The sequence below is a fragment of the Cupriavidus pauculus genome (genome assembly GCF_022179805.1).
Classification (GTDB): Bacteria; Pseudomonadota; Gammaproteobacteria; order Burkholderiales; family Burkholderiaceae; genus Cupriavidus; species Cupriavidus pauculus_E.
In genome coordinates this window covers 46,115-61,600 of the sequence record NZ_BPUO01000020.1, presented here as the reverse complement: position 1 = coordinate 61,600, position 15,486 = coordinate 46,115, and the positions used below count along the sequence as shown (strand labels likewise).

Annotated in this window: 17 protein-coding genes; 13 read left to right on the top strand and 4 right to left on the bottom strand. The window is 67.4% G+C overall.

Annotation, left to right across the window (positions count from 1 at the left end):
* Window positions 1-52: 52 nt before the first annotated feature.
* Together tmk and mltG are read right to left on the bottom strand one after the other, a co-directional pair.
* Window positions 53-655, bottom strand: coding sequence for a dTMP kinase (gene tmk / locus MFF62_RS27790; protein WP_238266589.1), 603 nt, complete (start codon window positions 653-655; stop codon window positions 53-55).
* Window positions 656-659: 4 nt separating this feature from the next.
* Window positions 660-1,658: an endolytic transglycosylase MltG gene (gene mltG, locus MFF62_RS27785; RefSeq protein WP_238266584.1), complete on the bottom strand. Its 999-nt coding sequence runs from the start codon at window positions 1,656-1,658 to the stop codon at window positions 660-662.
* A 197-nt stretch (window positions 1,659-1,855) separates the two neighbouring features.
* Here mltG and ygfZ point away from each other — a divergent pair, with 197 nt between their 5' ends.
* Genes ygfZ through MFF62_RS27770 form a run of 3 tightly spaced genes read left to right on the top strand, consistent with a single transcriptional unit; the run spans window position 1,856 to window position 4,082 of the window.
* Complete coding sequence (gene ygfZ / locus MFF62_RS27780; protein ID WP_238266581.1) at window positions 1,856-2,866, top strand: CAF17-like 4Fe-4S cluster assembly/insertion protein YgfZ; 1,011 nt, start codon at window positions 1,856-1,858, stop codon at window positions 2,864-2,866.
* 19 nt (window positions 2,867-2,885) lie between these two features.
* Window positions 2,886-3,176, top strand: a complete 291-nt coding sequence (locus MFF62_RS27775) for a DUF4936 family protein (protein ID WP_238266579.1) — start codon at window positions 2,886-2,888, stop codon at window positions 3,174-3,176.
* Window positions 3,177-3,224: 48 nt separating this feature from the next.
* Window positions 3,225-4,082: an NRDE family protein gene (locus MFF62_RS27770; protein ID WP_238266577.1), complete on the top strand. Its 858-nt coding sequence runs from the start codon at window positions 3,225-3,227 to the stop codon at window positions 4,080-4,082.
* Window positions 4,083-4,125: 43 nt separating this feature from the next.
* Here MFF62_RS27770 and MFF62_RS27765 read toward each other — a convergent pair whose 3' ends face one another.
* Window positions 4,126-4,782 carry a GntR family transcriptional regulator gene (locus tag MFF62_RS27765; RefSeq protein WP_238266570.1) on the bottom strand — a complete coding sequence of 219 codons (657 nt, stop codon included), beginning with the start codon at window positions 4,780-4,782 and terminating at the stop codon, window positions 4,126-4,128.
* Between the two features lie 78 nt (window positions 4,783-4,860).
* Between MFF62_RS27765 and MFF62_RS27760 the strand changes: the two genes are divergently transcribed.
* Genes MFF62_RS27760 through MFF62_RS27750 form a run of 3 tightly spaced genes read left to right on the top strand, consistent with a single transcriptional unit; the run spans window position 4,861 to window position 7,851 of the window.
* Window positions 4,861-5,622 (top strand): enoyl-CoA hydratase/isomerase family protein, encoded by a 762-nt coding sequence (locus MFF62_RS27760; RefSeq protein ID WP_238266569.1) that lies wholly within the window; start codon window positions 4,861-4,863, stop codon window positions 5,620-5,622.
* A gap of 53 nt (window positions 5,623-5,675) precedes the next feature.
* On the top strand, window positions 5,676-6,662 hold the full coding sequence (locus MFF62_RS27755) for a Bug family tripartite tricarboxylate transporter substrate binding protein (protein WP_238266567.1): 987 nt from the start codon (window positions 5,676-5,678) through the stop codon (window positions 6,660-6,662).
* 13 nt (window positions 6,663-6,675) lie between these two features.
* Window positions 6,676-7,851: a CaiB/BaiF CoA transferase family protein gene (locus MFF62_RS27750; protein WP_404990850.1), complete on the top strand. Its 1,176-nt coding sequence runs from the start codon at window positions 6,676-6,678 to the stop codon at window positions 7,849-7,851.
* Between the two features lie 18 nt (window positions 7,852-7,869).
* Here MFF62_RS27750 and MFF62_RS27745 read toward each other — a convergent pair whose 3' ends face one another.
* Window positions 7,870-8,313 (bottom strand): GNAT family N-acetyltransferase, encoded by a 444-nt coding sequence (locus MFF62_RS27745; protein ID WP_238266558.1) that lies wholly within the window; start codon window positions 8,311-8,313, stop codon window positions 7,870-7,872.
* Window positions 8,314-8,483: 170 nt separating this feature from the next.
* Here MFF62_RS27745 and MFF62_RS27740 point away from each other — a divergent pair, with 170 nt between their 5' ends.
* From MFF62_RS27740 to denD, 7 genes are all read left to right on the top strand, one after another.
* The gene (locus MFF62_RS27740) at window positions 8,484-9,227 is read left to right on the top strand and encodes a FadR/GntR family transcriptional regulator (protein ID WP_238266555.1); all 744 of its coding nucleotides are present in this window, start codon (window positions 8,484-8,486) and stop codon (window positions 9,225-9,227) included.
* Window positions 9,228-9,249: 22 nt separating this feature from the next.
* Complete coding sequence (gene ltnD / locus MFF62_RS27735) at window positions 9,250-10,143, top strand: L-threonate dehydrogenase (RefSeq protein WP_238266553.1); 894 nt, start codon at window positions 9,250-9,252, stop codon at window positions 10,141-10,143.
* A 4-nt stretch (window positions 10,144-10,147) separates the two neighbouring features.
* Window positions 10,148-11,428: a 3-oxo-tetronate kinase gene (gene otnK, locus MFF62_RS27730; protein WP_238266546.1), complete on the top strand. Its 1,281-nt coding sequence runs from the start codon at window positions 10,148-10,150 to the stop codon at window positions 11,426-11,428.
* Window positions 11,425-12,063, top strand: coding sequence for a 3-oxo-tetronate 4-phosphate decarboxylase (gene otnC / locus MFF62_RS27725; RefSeq protein ID WP_238266545.1), 639 nt, complete (start codon window positions 11,425-11,427; stop codon window positions 12,061-12,063). The genes otnK and otnC overlap by 4 nt, the downstream gene beginning before the upstream one ends.
* 193 nt (window positions 12,064-12,256) lie before the next feature.
* Window positions 12,257-13,615 (top strand): MFS transporter, encoded by a 1,359-nt coding sequence (locus MFF62_RS27720; protein ID WP_238266544.1) that lies wholly within the window; start codon window positions 12,257-12,259, stop codon window positions 13,613-13,615.
* A 33-nt stretch (window positions 13,616-13,648) separates the two neighbouring features.
* Window positions 13,649-14,431 (top strand): 2-oxo-tetronate isomerase, encoded by a 783-nt coding sequence (gene otnI, locus MFF62_RS27715; protein ID WP_238266543.1) that lies wholly within the window; start codon window positions 13,649-13,651, stop codon window positions 14,429-14,431.
* A 19-nt stretch (window positions 14,432-14,450) separates the two neighbouring features.
* Window positions 14,451-15,410, top strand: a complete 960-nt coding sequence (gene denD, locus MFF62_RS27710) for a D-erythronate dehydrogenase (RefSeq protein ID WP_238266542.1) — start codon at window positions 14,451-14,453, stop codon at window positions 15,408-15,410.
* Window positions 15,411-15,486 lie beyond the last annotated feature (76 nt).

The following is a 15,486-nucleotide window of genomic DNA, read 5'->3' as shown; positions in this document are numbered from 1 at the left end:
ATTGTCCGAGCGGCGCCCGGCCTCATCATCGCCACCATATATACACAATGAATCAAAGGCTTGAGAGGATTTCCTCAAGCGTCACGCGAATCTCTTCGATCGACCGCGTGGCGTCGATCACGCGAAAACGCTGCGGGGCCTCGGCGGCGCGGCGCAGGTATTCGGCGCGGGTCCGCTCGAAGAACGCGCGCGATTCGGCCTCGAACTTGTCCGGCTCGCGGGCGTTCGCCAGGCGTTGGGCCGCGGTTTCCAGCGGCACATCGAACAACAGTGTCAGGTCTGGCTGCAAGCCGCCCTGCACCCACTGCTCCAGCGCCTCCAGCCGCGCGCGCGGCAGGCCACGGCCGCCGCCCTGGTAGGCGAAGGTCGCATCGGTGAAACGGTCGGAGATGACCCAGTCGCCGCGCGACAGCGCCGGCTCGATGACTTCGGCGATATGCTCGCGACGGGCTGCGAACATCAGCAGCGCCTCGGTCTCCAGGTCCATCTTGCGGTGCAGCAGCAAGCCGCGCAGGTCTTCGCCCAGCGGCGTGCCCCCGGGCTCGCGGGTGGTTACCACGGTTGCGCGTGCGCGCAGGCGCTCGGCCACCCATTCGATATGGGTGCTCTTGCCAGCGCCGTCGATGCCTTCGAAAGTAATGAATCTGCCGCGCATGAAATCAGGGCTTTCCGCGCTGGTACTTGTCGACCGCGCGATTGTGTTCGGGGAGTGAGCTGGAAAAATGGCTGCTGCCGTCGCCACGGGCCACGAAGTACAGCGCATCGGTGGGCGCCGGCGTGGTGGCCGCGGCCAGCGAGGCCAGACCTGGCAACGCGATCGGGGTCGGCGGCAGGCCGGTCCGGGTGTACGTATTGTACGGGGTGTCGGTCAGCAAATCCTTCTTGCGCAGGTTGCCGTCGAAGGTCGGCCCGATGCCGTAGATCACGGTCGGGTCCGTCTGCAGCATCATGTTCTTGCGCAGCCGGTTCACGAACACGGCGGCAATCATCGGCCGCTCGGACGCCTGGCCCGTTTCTTTCTCGACGATCGACGCCATGACCAGCGCCTCGTACGGCGTCTTGTACGGCAGGTCGGGCGAGCGCGCGTTCCAGGCGTCGTTCAGCCGCTTCTGCATGGCGCGGTAGGCGTGGCGGTACAGCTCGATATCGCTGCTGCCGCGCGCGAACAGGTAGGTGTCCGGAAAGAACATGCCTTCGGGCGACGGCTCCGGCGCGCCGATGGCCTTCATCAGTTCGGCATCGGTCATGTTCTGGGTGTCGTGCTTGAGCGCGGCGCTGGCGTCCACGGCGGCGCGCATCTTGCGGAATTCCCAGCCCTCGATCACGGTGACCACGTAGTGCGTGACCTCGCCCTTCGCCAGCTTTTCGATCACGTCCAGCGGCGTCACGCCGGTTTCGAACTGGTAGCCGCCGGCCTTGAGGTCGGCGCCGTGACCCGTGATGCGCGCCAGCAGCTGGAACAGGCGCGGGTCCATGGCTACGCCGCCGCGCTGGATCTGGCGGCCGACGCTGGCCACGCCGGAATTGGGCTTGACGATGATTTCGACTGGGGATGCGGACAGGCCCAGGGGCTGGTTGGCCCACCAGGCAAAGCCGCCGGCGGCGGCCATGGCGAAGACCAGCAAGACACCGACCAGGCGCAGGAACAGACGTTTCATGGAGTAGGAATGAGCACCAGCCGCCATGTCCCCGCCGGCGGGTCGGGATCATTGGGGCGGCCGGCCGGAATGGCGACAGGCCCATATAATACCGGGAGCCTTGTGGCCCATGTGTCACCGAGCGTTACTTGCAGCCTTGCACCCACGCGGTTGCGCCACACATTCACCCGTACCGATTGCCTTCCAGGACCGTCTGCATGTCCGCCTCCGATTTCCCGTCTCTCGCTGAAAGCTTCGCCGCCCTGCCCGCCGCCGGTATCGTCACCGCGCCCGCCGGCCTGGGCCTGATCCGCGTGGCTGGCGACGATGCCGCCACCTTCCTGCACAGCCAGCTGACCAATGCCGTGGAAGACCTGACCGCCGACACCGCGCGGCTGGCCGGCTACTGCTCGCCCAAGGGTCGGCTGATGGCCAGCTTCCTGATGTGGCGCGACGCCGACGGCATCGTGCTGCAACTGTCCGCCGATATCCAGCCGCCGATCCAGAAGCGCCTGAGCATGTTCGTGCTGCGCGCCAAGGCCAAGCTGACGGACCTGACAGCCACGCACCGCGTGCTGGGCGTGGCTGGCGCCGGCGCGGAAACCGCGCTGCGCCAGGCCGGCGTGCCGGTGCCGCAAGGCCCGCTGGCCACCGCGCATGCCGATGGCGTGAGCGTGATCCGCCTGCCCGACGCCGAAGGCGAGCCGCGCTGGCAGGTCGTTGCGGCCGCCGAACGCGCCGATTCGCTGCAGCAGGCGCTTGCGGCCACGTTGACCCCGGTGGCGCCGGCCTTCTGGGACTGGCTCGACATCGGCGCCGGCATTCCGCGCATCGCCGCCGCCACGCAGGAACAGTTCGTGCCGCAGATGATCAACTTCGAGCTGATTGGCGGCGTCAACTTCCGCAAGGGCTGCTATCCCGGCCAGGAAGTGGTGGCGCGCAGCCAGTATCGCGGCACGCTCAAGCGCCGCATGTGGCGCGTGCATGGCGAAGGCGCCGTACCGGCCGCCGCCACCGAGATTTTCCGCCCCGAAGACCCCGAGCAGCCGTGCGGCATGGTGGTCAACGCCGCCGCGTCGCCGCTGGGCGGCTGGGATGGCCTGGCCGAACTGAAGATCGACGCCGCCGCCGGCGCCCTGCACCTGGGTGCCGCCAATGGATCGGCACTGGCCACGCGTGCGCTGCCGTACGCAGTACCGCTGCCAAACGAGGCCGAAGCGGCAGGCTGAACGCCACGGGAACTTCGACATGAGCGATCATCTCTACGTCTACTTCAAGGTGCCCGATGCGCATGCGGCCGAGGCCCTGCCGCACTGGCACCGCTGGATGGAAACGGTCGCCGAGGCGACCGGGATTGGTGGTACGCTGATGCGCAGACCCGAGACCCGCGCGGGCCTGCAGACGTGGATGGAGTGTTACGCCGATGCGCCGCCCGCCTTCGATGCCACGCTCGACGGACTGTGGCGCCAGAGCGGGCTGGCGCAGTGGATCAGTGGCGATCGGATGAGCGAACGGTTCGTCGACCTGGACGTGCTGTGACGCGAGATGTAGCTCGCCAGACGTGACAAAGCAGTAAAGGAAGCCCCCATGTGCCTGATATTGGTGGCCTGGCAATCGCACCCGGACTATGCCCTGGTGGTGGCCGGCAACCGCGACGAATTCTATGCCCGCCCGGCGGCAGCCGCGCACTGGTGGCACGATGCCCCCGAAGTGCTGGGCGGCCGCGACCTGGCCGAGGTGATTGGCGATGCCGGCACTTGGATGGGCGTGGCCAATGCCGAATCCCCCGAATGGCCCGACGATTCGCGCGCGCGCTTTGCCGCGCTGACGAACTACCGCGCCCCTTCCGAAAAACGTACCGATGCGCGCTCGCGCGGCGAGCTGGTGTCGCGCTTCCTGCGTGGCAACCAGACGCCCGACGAATACGTGCACGACCTGGCCCGCGCGCACGGCGCCTATAACGGCTTCAACCTACTGGCCAGCGACCTGCACGACCTCTGGTGGTACAGCAATCGCTCGAAGTCGCGCCAGCCGCAGAAGCTAAAGCCGGGTCTGTACGGCCTGTCGAACGCATTGCTCGACACGCCCTGGACAAAGGTACGCAGCCGCGTGGGCGCCATGTGCGAAGTACTGGCCGCCGATCGCGGACAACTCGGATCGAGCGCGGAGCCCTACCTGCAGTTGCTGGCCGATGAAAAGCAGGCGCCCGACTGGGAACTGCCGAGCACCGGCGTGGCACCCGAATGGGAGAAGCTGCTGTCGTCGGCGTTCATCCGCTCACCGAGCTACGGCACACGCGCCAGCACCGTGCTGCGCGTCCGGCACGACGGCAGCTTCGACTACGTCGAGCGCAGCTTCGACGCCGACGGCCAGACCGGCGAGGTGGCCTATGAAGGCCGCCTGAACTTGGCACGCGACAAGGGCACCGTCCCCGCGCCACGCTAGTCTTCCGGGCGCCCCGGCGCCCGGTTACTACACCCTTCTTCCGCTATTCCGACGAGGCATCGGCCAGCAGCACCAGGTCGGCCAGCGCCCTGCCGCCAGCCGAGATATGCGTGCGCATGGCTTCGGCCGCTGCATCGGCCTGGCCCGCCAGGATGGCCTCGACCACGTGTCCGTGCTCGCGGTACGACGTCGCGACGCGCGCTTCGTTGATCAAGTCCTTGCGCTGCCAGTAGATCGCCAGCCGGCGCCTTAGCTGGACGATCTGCTCGGACAGGAACGGGTTGGCCGCCGCCTGGTACAACACCTCGTGGAACGTTCGGTTGGCCTCGGCGTAGGCCATCGCGTCGCGCACCCGCGCCGGCACGCCGGCTGCTTCGTGCGCGTCGGCCAGGGCCTGGCGCCCCGCCGCCGAAATGCGCCGCGTGGCCAGCCGCGCCACCACCCCCTCCATCTCCGCCAGTGTCTCGAACATGGCCACCAGCTCGGCCGCGCTGGGCTTGTGCACGAACATGCCGGCGCGCGGCGCGATCGACACCAGCCCCTGCGCCGCCAGCATCAGCAGCGCCTCTCTCACCGGCGTGCGCGAACTGTCGAAACGCTCGGCAAGCTGCTTCTCGTCGATCTGCGCGCCGGGCCTGAGTTCTCCCGCCTGAATGGCGGCAATCACGCTTTCGCGAATGCGGTCTTGTAGCGATTGCACGGGTATACCCTCTACTTTCCTTATAAAAATATCTGTAGCCTTTTTTGATATATTAAAACGGCAAACAGATATAACGAAATGGATGATACCTCACCCTCGCTGACTATCGAAGGCCGCGTTGCCACGATAACGCTGCGCCGGCCCAAGGTGGCAAACCGGCTGGCGCCCACCGACCTGCTGGCGCTGCGCGACCACGTGGCCACCGTGAACGCCATGCCCGACGTTCTGGTGCTGCGGTTTGCCGCCGACGGCAAGTACTTCTGCAGCGGCTACGACATCGGGTCGCTGGGCGGCAAGGCCGAGGAAGGCGCGACCAGCTTTGGCGACGTGATCGACGCCATCGAGGCCGCGCGTCCCGTCACCATCGCCGCGATCCAGGGCGGCGTCTACGGCGGCGCCACCGACCTCTGCCTGGCTTGCGATTTCCGCGTCGGCGTGCCGGACTGCGACATGTTCATGCCGGCCGCCCGCCTGGGCCTGCATTTCTACCGAGGCGGCATGGAGCGCTATGTATCGCGGCTGGGCCTGAATGCCGCGAAGCGCCTGTTCCTGACGACCGACCGCATCGACGCCGACACCATGCTGCAAATCGGCTTCCTGACCGAAGTGGTACGCGCCGATGCGCTGGCCACGCGCGTGGAATCGCTGAGCGCCCAGTTGGCCGGCATGGCCCCGATTGCGTTGCTCGGCATGAAGCGGCACCTCAACGACATCGCCTGCGGCCGCCTGGATGCCCAGGCGCTGCAGGCCGATATCCACCGTTCGGAAACGTCCGAAGACCTGCGCGAAGGCGCGACGGCCTGGAAGGAGAAACGGACACCCGTGTTCCGCGGCAGATAGGCTGCCGCGCCTTTTCACTCAAGTGGCGATACAGCTACGGAGGAGACATCATCATGACGACCACCCTGACCCGCCGCGCCGCGCTGACCGTCATCGGCACGCTCTGCACGGTCCTGCCCGTTGCCGCCCAGGCGCAGGCCAGCTATCCGAACAAGCCGATCCGGCTCGTGATCGGCTTTCCCGCCGGCGGTGGCGCGGACAATACCGCGCGGCTATACGGCGATGCCCTGAGCCGCGAACTGGGACAACCGGTGGTCGTCGACAACCGGCCCGGCGCGGGCACCACGATCGCGGCCGAATTCGTCGCCAAGTCCGCGCCCGACGGCTACACGCTCTACATCGCCACGGCCAGCCTGATGGGTGGCGACAAGGTGCTGTACAAGAACATCCGGTACGAACCGTCCGATTTCGCGCCGATCACCAAGCTGTCGGCCGCGCCGCTGATCCTGGCCGTCAACAAGGACAGCGGCATCAAGAACGTGCAGGACCTGATCACGCAGGCCCGCGCGAATCCGGGCGCGCTCAACTATTCGTCATCGGGTAACGGCGTGATCACGCATCTGGCCGGCGTCTACTTCACCAAGCTGGCCGGCGTACGCATGACCCACGTGCCGTACAAGGGCGGCGCGCCGTCGGCCCAGGCCGTGGCGGCCGGCGACGTACAACTGACGTTCGGCACCGCGCCGTCGGTCAAGCCGATGATCGACACGCACAAGGTGGTGCCGATTGCCGTGACTTCCGCGCAGCGATCCAATGCCAACCCGCAGTTGCCGACCATCTCCGAAAGCGGCCTCAAGGGCTACGACCTGTCGGCGTGGTACGGCCTGTTCGCTCCCGCCAAGACCCCGCCCGAGATCATCGACCGGCTGTTCGCCGCCACGGCCAAGGTAATGGCCGACCCTGAACTCAAGAAGCGCTTCCTGGCGCAAGGTGACGAGGTGGCCGTGTCGGCGTCGGTGGCGGAATTCCGCCAGTTCGCGGCGCAGGAAGGAAAGATCGGCGTGGAACTGGCCCAATCGAGCGGCGCCAAGATCGACTGACACGGAACCCCGCATGAACACGGAGAAGCACGGTATGAGCACGCCCCATGGCCCCCTGCACGGCATCACGGTCGTCGACCTGACGCGCGTGCTGGCCGGCCCCTACTGCACGATGATGCTGGCGGACCTGGGTGCCCGCGTCATCAAGATCGAAAACCCGGGCCGTGGCGATGATTCGCGCCAGGTGGGTCCGTTCGTCGACGGCGAGTCGGCGTACTTTGCGTCGGTGAACCGCAACAAGTCGTCGATTGCGCTCGACCTCAAGGACCCCGCCGACCGCGCGGTGCTGGACCGCATGCTGGCCAGTGCCGACGTGCTGGTGGAAAACTTCCGCGCCGGCGTGATGGACAAGCTTGGCTACACCTGGGACCAGCTCCACGCGCGCTTTCCGCGCCTGGTCTATGCGTCGATCTCGGGCTTCGGGCAGACCGGCCCCTATCGCAACCGGCCGGCGTACGACATGGTGGTGCAGGCCATGGGCGGCCTGATGAGCGTGACGGGCGAACCGGGCGGCAACCCGGCGCGCGTGGGCGTGTCGATTGGCGATATCGGCGCCGGGCTGTACGCCACCATCGGCATCCAGGCAGCGCTGCTGCGGCGCGCCGCCACGGACGTGGGCGAACGCGTGGACATCTCGATGCTCGATTGCCAGGTGGCGCTGCTGGAAAACCCGATTGCCCGCTTCTCGGCCACGGGCAGCGTACCGAAGCCGCTCGGCACGCGGCATCCGTCGATCACGCCGTTCGACATGTTCGCCACGCAGGACGGCTATATCGTGATCGCGGTAGGCAACGACGCGCTGTTCGCACGGCTGTGCGAGGCGCTGGGGCATCCCGAATGGGCTGGCGACGCGCGCTTTGCATCGGTCCCGGCCCGCAACGAGCATCACGCGGCGTTGAAGTCCTGCCTGGAGTCGCGCCTGCGCGAGGCATCGACGGCCGAATGGGAAGCCATTCTGGAGACGGCCGGCGTGCCGCACGGCCCGCTGAACGGCGTGCCCCAGATCATGGACAACGCCCACGTGGCGGCCAGGCAGATGCTGCTGGATGTGGGCATCGGCGAGGACAAGCAACTGCGCGTGGCCGGCAATCCGATCAAGATCGGCGCCACGTGGCACGCGGGCGAAGTCCGCCGGGCACCCCGGCTGGACCAGGATCGCGACGCGTTGCTGGACGAGTTCGGGGCCTAGTTCGGGGCCTAGTAGCGCTTAGCCGATGCGCTTGCGCATCTCGACGTGGGGGATGCCGGCCTCTTCGAACTCGTCACCAACCTGCTCGAAGCCCACGCGCGCATAGAACGGCGCCGCGTGGGTCTGTGCATTGAGGATCAGCTCGGCATAGCCCAGTTCGGCAGCCTTGGCCATCAAGGCGTCCAGCACGCGGGCGCCCATGCCGGTGCCGCGCGCCACCTTGAGCACGGCCATCCGGCCGATATGGCCGTCCGGCAGCAGCCGGCCCGTGGCCACCGGCGTGCCATCCGCGGCGAACGCCAGCGCGTGCCAGCTCGGCGCGTCCATGTCATCCCATTCCAGTTCCACCGGCACACCCTGTTCTTCCACAAAGACGGTGTAGCGGATGGCGCGCGCGCGTTCGCGGGCGTCATCCCAGGCGCAGACCAGGACGGAATCGGTGGGGGCAGTAGCGGCGGACATGGCAGATACGGAAGGCAAATAAAGAGGCGCAATCATACGCCTCGCCCGGTCAACATGGCAGCGGCGGTCGTGCGATTATCGGCCACCGACGCACCATCCTAGGGATAACCCGCCTGCCATCCTTTTGTGAAATTTGTATGATGACCTGACTACCCGATGACGTGACGACGATGTTCCAGAAGATTCCTGCCCGTGCGCTGACCGACAGCGTGGCCGAACAGCTACTCGAAAAGATCGAAGGCGGCGCCTTTCCGCGCGGCGCCAAACTGCCGACCGAAGCCGTGCTGTCCGAGGAATTCGGCGTCAGCCGGACCGTGATCCGCGAGGCCATCGCCCGGCTCAAGTACGAGGGCCTGGTGGAATCGCGCCAGGGCAGCGGCGTATTCGTCACCGAGCAGGCCGGCATCCGGCCGCTGCGCATCGACTACACCGACGTCGGCACGCTGGAATCGGTGCTGCAGATCGTGGAACTGCGCCGCTCCATCGAAGCGGAGGTGGCCGCGCAAGCCGCCCGGCGCCGGACGGACGCCGCCATGGCCGGCATCGATGCCGCGCTGGCCCGGCTGGACGCCGAGGTGGCGGACGGCGGCGACGGCGTGGAGGCCGACGTGGGTTTTCACCGCGCCATCGCCGAAGCCACCGGCAACCCCTATTTCCTCAAGACCCTGGCGTTCCTGAGCCAGTACCTGGAAACCGCCACGCGCGTGACGCGCACCAACGAGGCGCGGCGCGAGGACTTCTCGCGCCAGGTACGTGAAGAACACCAGGCCATCGTCGCCGCCATCCGTGCCGGCGACCCCGACGCCGCGCGCAACGCGGCGCAGAACCACATGTACAACGCGGCGCGTCGGCTGTCCCAGCTTGGCGACGACGAATCGGCCGCTGGCGACCAGCCGCAGCACACGTCGCACTAATCCCGCAATTCAGGAGATATCCATGTCCAGGAATATTGGCGTCATCGGTTTGGGCGCGATGGGCTACGGCGTGGCGCAGTCGCTGCTGCGCGCCGGTTTCAAGGTTCACGCGTGCGACCTGCGCGAAGACGTGCTGCGCCGCTTAGCCGATGCCGGCGGCGTGCCGTGTGGCAGCCCCGCCGAACTGGGCGAGCGCTGCGACGTGGTGCTGACGCTGGTGGTCAACGCCGCGCAGACCGAGGCCGTGCTGTTCGGCGAACAGGGCGCCGCGACGAAGATGGCCGCGGGCAAGCTCGTGATTGCCAGCGCCACCGTGCCGCCCGGCTTTGCCGAAGCACTGGGCCGCCGCCTGGGCGAACAGGGCCTGCTGATGATCGATGCCCCGGTGTCGGGCGGTGCCGCGCGCGCGGCCAGCGGCGAGATGACGATGATGACGTCGGGCCCCGCCGCCGCGTACGCGCTGGCCGAGGACGTGCTGGCCGCCATCGCCGGCAAGGTCTACCGCCTGGGCGACGCGCACGGCGCGGGCTCGAAGGTCAAGATCATCAACCAGCTTCTGGCGGGCGTGCACATTGCCGCCGCGGCCGAAGCCATGGCCCTGGGCCTGCGCGAAGGCGTGGACCCCGACGCGCTCTACGACGTGATCACGCACAGCGCCGGCAATTCGTGGATGTTCGAAAACCGCGTGCCGCACATCCTGGCGGGCGACTACACGCCGCTCTCGGCTGTCGACATCTTCGTGAAGGACCTGGGCATGGTGCTCGATACCGCGCGCACCAGCAAGTTCCCGCTGCCGCTTTCCGCCGCCGCGCACCAGATGTTCATGATGGCGTCCACGGCCGGCCATGGCGGCGAGGACGACTCGGCCGTGATCAAGATCTTCCCGGGCATCGAGCTCCCGAAAGCCAAGGAGTAAGCCGATGTCCGACCAGACCAACCGTCCGCTGCTCGGCTGCATCGCCGACGATTTCACGGGCGCCACCGACCTGGCAAACACACTCGTGCGCAACGGCATGCGCACCGTCCAGACGATTGGCGTGCCCACCTCGGCCGTGAACGCCGATGCCATCGTCGTGGCACTCAAGTCGCGCACCATTCCGGCCGCCGACGCGGTGGCGCAGTCGCTGGCCGCGCTGGCATGGCTGCGTGAACAGGGCTGCCGCCAGTTCGTGTTCAAGTACTGCTCGACCTTCGATTCCACCGACGCCGGCAACATCGGCCCGGTTGCCGAAGCGCTGCTGGACGCGCTGGGCAGCGACTTCACGATTGCGTGCCCCGCCTTCCCGGAAAACGGCCGCACGATCTTCCGCGGCCATCTGTTCGTGGCCGATGGCCTGCTCAACGAGTCGGGCATGGAAAACCATCCGCTGACGCCGATGACCGATGCCAACCTGGTGCGCGTGCTGCAGCGCCAGAGCCAGGCCAAGGTCGGGCTGCTGCGCTACGACACCGTGGGCAAAGGCGCCGCCGCCGTGCAGGCGCGCATCGACGCGCTGCGCGGCGAAGGCGTGCGGCTGGCGATTGCCGATGCCATCTCCGACGCCGACCTGTTCGCGCTGGGCGAAGGCTGCGCCGCGCTGCCGCTGATTACCGGCGGTTCCGGCATCGCGCTGGGCCTGCCCGAGAACTTCCGGCGCGCGGGCCTGCTGCCGGTGCGCACCGACGCGGCCGAGGTGCCGGCGGTGAACGGTCACGGCGTGGTGCTGGCCGGTAGCGCATCGCGCGCCACCAATGGCCAGGTGGCGCACTGGATCGCCCAGAAGCGCCCCGCCCTGCGTATCGATCCGCTGCGGCTGGCCCGTGGCGAAGCGGTGTTCGACGAGGCCCTGGCCTTTGCGCGTGATCATGACGAGCCGGTGCTGGTCTACGCCACCGCGCAACCGGAGCAGGTCAAGGCCGTGCAGGCCGAGCTTGGCGTGGCACGCGCCGGTGAACTGGTGGAGCATGCGCTGGCCTGCATCGCGGCCACGCTGAAGTCGCGCGGCACGCGCCGCTTTGTGGTGGCGGGTGGTGAAACGTCGGGCGCCGTGGTCCAGGCGCTGGGCGTGCAGTCGCTGCGCATCGGCAAGCAGATCGCGCCGGGTGTGCCGGCCACGGTCACGCTCGACGCCGAGCCGCTGGCGCTGGCACTGAAGTCCGGCAACTTTGGCGGCGAGAACTTCTTCGACGAAGCGCTGCAGGCGCTGGGAGCCGCACGATGAGCACCGAAAGCGCACTGCGCGAGGAAATCTGCCGCGTCGGCGCCAGCCTGTTCCAGCGCGGCTATACGGTGGGCACGGCGGGCAATATCAGCGCACGGCTGGAAGACGGCTGGCTGATCACGCCCACCGACGCCTGCCTGGGCACGCTCGACCCGGCCAAGGTGGCCAAGGTGGCGATCGATGGCACATGGGTGTCGGGCGACAAGCCGTCGAAGACGCTGACGCTGCACCGCTGTGTCTACGACAACAATCCGAACGCCCACGGCGTGGTCCACACGCATTCGACCAACCTCGTGGCACTGACGCTGGCCGGCGTCTGGCAGCCCGACGACGTGCTGCCGCCGATCACGCCGTACTACGTGATGAAGGTGGGCCATATCCCGCTGATTCCGTACCACCGCCCCGGCGATCCGGCCGTGGCCGCGCGCGTGGCGCAACTGGCCAACGAGGTGCGCGGCGTGCTGCTGGCGCGCCTGGGCCCCGTGGTGTGGGAAGACAGCGTGTCGCGCGCAGCCTGGGCGCTTGAAGAGCTGGAGGAAACCGCAAAGCTCTGGATGATGCTCAAGGACAAACCCGCGCCGCTGGACGAACATGCGCTGACCGAATTACGCGACACGTTCAAGGCGAAGTGGTAGGGCCCTGAGTACGACGTATTGATCCACTGTTTTCCTCCCCTCTCCCGCTCGCGGGAGAGGGGTTGGGGGTGAGGGCGTGGCGGTGCAAACACCGCCACCGCATCGAGTGGCGCCCGCCCTCACCCCCCCGCCCTCTCCCGCCATGCGGGAGAGGGAGCCTAAAGCGCCCCAGACCTAGACGGAGACATTTCCAATGACCGCATCCAACCCCGCGGCGGGGACCCCTGCCGCCAACGCCCGGCTAGACGCCGAAAGCGCTGTTGAAAAAACCGCCTACAACAAGGTGTTCTGGCGCATCATGCCGTTCCTGATGCTCTGTTACGTGATTGCCTATCTGGATCGCGTCAACGTGGGCTTTGCCAAGCTGCAGATGGCGCAGGACCTGCAGTTTTCGGAGACCGTGTTCGGCCTGGGCGCCGGGCTGTTCTTCATCGGCTACTTCCTGTTCGAGGTGCCCAGCAACCTGCTGATGCACCGCCTCGGCGCGCGCATCTGGATTGCGCGGATCATGATCACGTGGGGCATCATCTCGGCCGCGTTCGTGTTCGTGCAGACGCCCACGCAGTTCTACGTGATGCGATTCCTGCTGGGCCTGGCCGAAGCGGGCTTCTATCCCGGCGTGATCCTGTACCTGACCTACTGGTATCCGTCGCACCGCCGCGCCAAGATGATCGCGTTGTTCATGTCGGGCATTCCGGTGGCCGGCATGTTCGGCAACCCGCTGTCGGGCTGGATCATGGACGCGTTCCACGACACGCACGGCTGGGCCGGCTGGCAATGGATGTTCTTCATCGAAGCCCTGCCCGCGTTTGCCATCGGCATCGTCACGGTCTTTGTGCTGCGCGACGGCATCGACAAGGCCCCGTGGCTCAGCGCCGACGAAAAGCAGGTGCTCAAGCGCAATATCGAGGAAGACGAGCGCGCCGCATCGGCCGCCGCTGCCGCCAACGGCCAGCGCGACATGCACTCGCTGGGTGCCGTGTTCAGCGACCGCCGCGTCTGGTGGATGTGCCTGATCTACTTCTGCTTCGTGACCGGCCAGTACGCGCTGACGTTCTGGATGCCCACGCTGGTCAAGGCCAGCGGCGTGACCGGCAACCTGAACATTGGCCTGCTGTCGGCCATTCCGTTCCTCTGCGCCATCGTGGTCATGAACATCCTGGGCCACAGCGCCGACTCGCGCCGCGAACGCCGCTGGCACCTGATCGTGCCGGCACTGATGGGCGCCACGGGCTTTGCCATCGCCGCGTCGTTCACCCACAATACGACGGTGGCCATCGCGGCGCTGTCGCTGGCTGCCGCGGGCGTGCTGACCTGCGCCCCGCTGTTCTGGTCGCTGCCGACCGCGTTCCTGAGCGGCATTGCCGCCGCATCGGGCATCGCCGTGGTGAATTCGGTGGGTAACCTGGCGGGCTTTGTGTCGCCGTACATGGTGGGCGCGCTAAAGGACATGACGCAGAGCACGCAGTTGCCGATGTATGTGCTGTCGGCCATCCTGGTCGTGGGTGCGCTGCTGGTGTGGCTGACCCCGGCCAAGCTGGTCAACCGCTGAAATCCATTCCTTTGTTGTTCTAGGAGACCTGACATGCCGCGCTTTGCCGCGAACCTCTCGATGATGTACACGGAGCACGACTTCCTGGACCGCTTTGCCGCCGCGGCAAAAGATGGCTTCCAGGCCGTGGAGTACCTGTTCCCGTACGACCATCCGGCTGCCGAGATCCGCAAGCGGCTCGACGACCATGGCCTGACCCAGGCCCTGTTCAACGCGCCGCCGGGCGACTGGGGCGCCGGCGAGCGCGGCATCGCGGCCCTGCCCGGCCGTGAGACCGAGTTCCGCACGGCCTTTGCCAAGGCCCTGGAATACGCGGCCGTGATCGGCAACGACCGTGTGCACGTGATGGCCGGCATCGTCCCGGCCGACGCGGACCACGCGCGCTGCCGCGCCGTGTACCTGGAGAACCTGGCGTACGCGGCGGCGTCGGCTGCCTCGCACGGGATCACGGTGCTGATCGAGCCGATCAACACGCGCGACATGCCGGGCTACTTCCTGAACCGCCAGGACGACGGCCAGACCATCTGCCGCCAGGTGGGCGCCGCCAACCTGAAGGTGCAGTTCGACTGCTACCACTGCCAGATCGTGGAAGGCGACATTGCCAAGAAGCTCGAACGCGACTTTGCCGGCATTGGCCATATCCAGATCGCGGGCGTGCCCGAACGGCACGAGCCCGATATCGGCGAGCTGAACTACCCCTACCTGTTCGACGTGATCGACCGGCTCGGCTACACGGGCTGGATCGGCTGCGAGTACCGGCCGCGCGCCGGCACGTCGGCGGGCCTGGGCTGGCTCAAGCCGTACCTGAATCGTTAATCACAGGATTGTTGCCACCATGAACGTACTGATTACCGGCGGCGCCGGTTTCTTGGGCCAGCAGCTGGCCCGCCTGCTGCTCAAGCGCGGCACGCTGAACCTGGACGGCCGCGCCGTCACCATCGACCGCCTCACGCTGCTCGATGTGGTGGCGCCGCAGATCGACGACGCACGCGTGCGCGTGGTGACCGGCGACCTGTCGGACCCGGCCGTGCTCGCGCAGGCCATCGACCGCGACACCGGCGCCATCTTCCACCTGGCCGCTGTGGTCAGCGGGCAGGCCGAGGCCGATTTCGACCTGGGCATGCGGGTGAACCTGGACGCGTCGCACGCGCTGCTGGAAACGTGCCGCCAGCTCGGCCACGCGCCGCGCGTGGTGTTCACGAGTTCGGTGGCGGTCTACGGCGGCAAGCTGCCGCCTGTGGTGCAGGACGACACCGCGCTGAATCCGCAATCGTCGTACGGCGCGCAGAAGGCCATTGGCGAACTGCTGCTGTCGGACTACAGCCGCAAGAGCTTTGTCGATGGCCGCGTGCTGCGCCTGCCGACGATCAGCGTGCGTCCGGGCAAGCCCAACGCCGCCGCGTCGTCGTTCGCCAGCGGCATCATCCGCGAACCGCTGGCGGGCGTGGCCGCCAATTGCCCGGTGGCACCGGAAACCGCGCTGTGGCTGCTGTCGCCGCGCGGCGCGATCCAGGCGCTGGTCAATGGCATCGAACTCGATGGCGCCCGCTTTGGCAACCGCCGCGTGGTGAACCTGCCGGGCCTGTCGGTCACCGCCGCGCAGATGGTGGAAGCCCTGCGCCGCGTGGCTGGCGACGAAGTGGCCAACCGCGTGACATGGGAACGTGAAGACCGCATCGAGAAGATCGTCGGCACCTGGCCGGCGGCCTGGGATGTATCGCGCGCCGTGGAGCTGGGGTTCCAGGGTGATGCGGACTTTGATTCGGTGATCCGGGGGTATATGGAGGATCGGTGAGGGTCACCCCTCTTCCTTTGTCTTGCTCCCCTCTCCCGCAAGGCGGGAGAGGGGAGCAAAAAAAGCCGGAGCAAAA

Excerpts from the sequence above, each read along its gene's own strand:
- otnC (WP_238266545.1), top strand. The coding sequence starts at position 11,425 with ATGAGCACCGAAAGCGCACTGCGCGAGGAAATCTGCCGCGTCGGCGCC.
- MFF62_RS27775 (WP_238266579.1), top strand. The coding sequence starts at position 2,886 with ATGAGCGATCATCTCTACGTCTACTTCAAGGTGCCCGATGCGCATGCG.
- otnI (WP_238266543.1), top strand. The coding sequence starts at position 13,649 with ATGCCGCGCTTTGCCGCGAACCTCTCGATGATGTACACGGAGCACGAC.
- mltG (WP_238266584.1), bottom strand. The coding sequence starts at position 1,658 with ATGAAACGTCTGTTCCTGCGCCTGGTCGGTGTCTTGCTGGTCTTCGCC.
- MFF62_RS27755 (WP_238266567.1), top strand. The coding sequence starts at position 5,676 with ATGACGACCACCCTGACCCGCCGCGCCGCGCTGACCGTCATCGGCACG.
- MFF62_RS27720 (WP_238266544.1), top strand. The coding sequence starts at position 12,257 with ATGACCGCATCCAACCCCGCGGCGGGGACCCCTGCCGCCAACGCCCGG.
- MFF62_RS27770 (WP_238266577.1), top strand. The coding sequence starts at position 3,225 with ATGTGCCTGATATTGGTGGCCTGGCAATCGCACCCGGACTATGCCCTG.
- MFF62_RS27745 (WP_238266558.1), bottom strand. The coding sequence starts at position 8,313 with ATGTCCGCCGCTACTGCCCCCACCGATTCCGTCCTGGTCTGCGCCTGG.
- MFF62_RS27750 (WP_404990850.1), top strand. The coding sequence starts at position 6,676 with ATGAACACGGAGAAGCACGGTATGAGCACGCCCCATGGCCCCCTGCAC.
- MFF62_RS27740 (WP_238266555.1), top strand. The coding sequence starts at position 8,484 with ATGTTCCAGAAGATTCCTGCCCGTGCGCTGACCGACAGCGTGGCCGAA.
- denD (WP_238266542.1), top strand. The coding sequence starts at position 14,451 with ATGAACGTACTGATTACCGGCGGCGCCGGTTTCTTGGGCCAGCAGCTG.
- MFF62_RS27760 (WP_238266569.1), top strand. The coding sequence starts at position 4,861 with ATGGATGATACCTCACCCTCGCTGACTATCGAAGGCCGCGTTGCCACG.
- otnK (WP_238266546.1), top strand. The coding sequence starts at position 10,148 with ATGTCCGACCAGACCAACCGTCCGCTGCTCGGCTGCATCGCCGACGAT.
- ltnD (WP_238266553.1), top strand. The coding sequence starts at position 9,250 with ATGTCCAGGAATATTGGCGTCATCGGTTTGGGCGCGATGGGCTACGGC.
- ygfZ (WP_238266581.1), top strand. The coding sequence starts at position 1,856 with ATGTCCGCCTCCGATTTCCCGTCTCTCGCTGAAAGCTTCGCCGCCCTG.
- tmk (WP_238266589.1), bottom strand. The coding sequence starts at position 655 with ATGCGCGGCAGATTCATTACTTTCGAAGGCATCGACGGCGCTGGCAAG.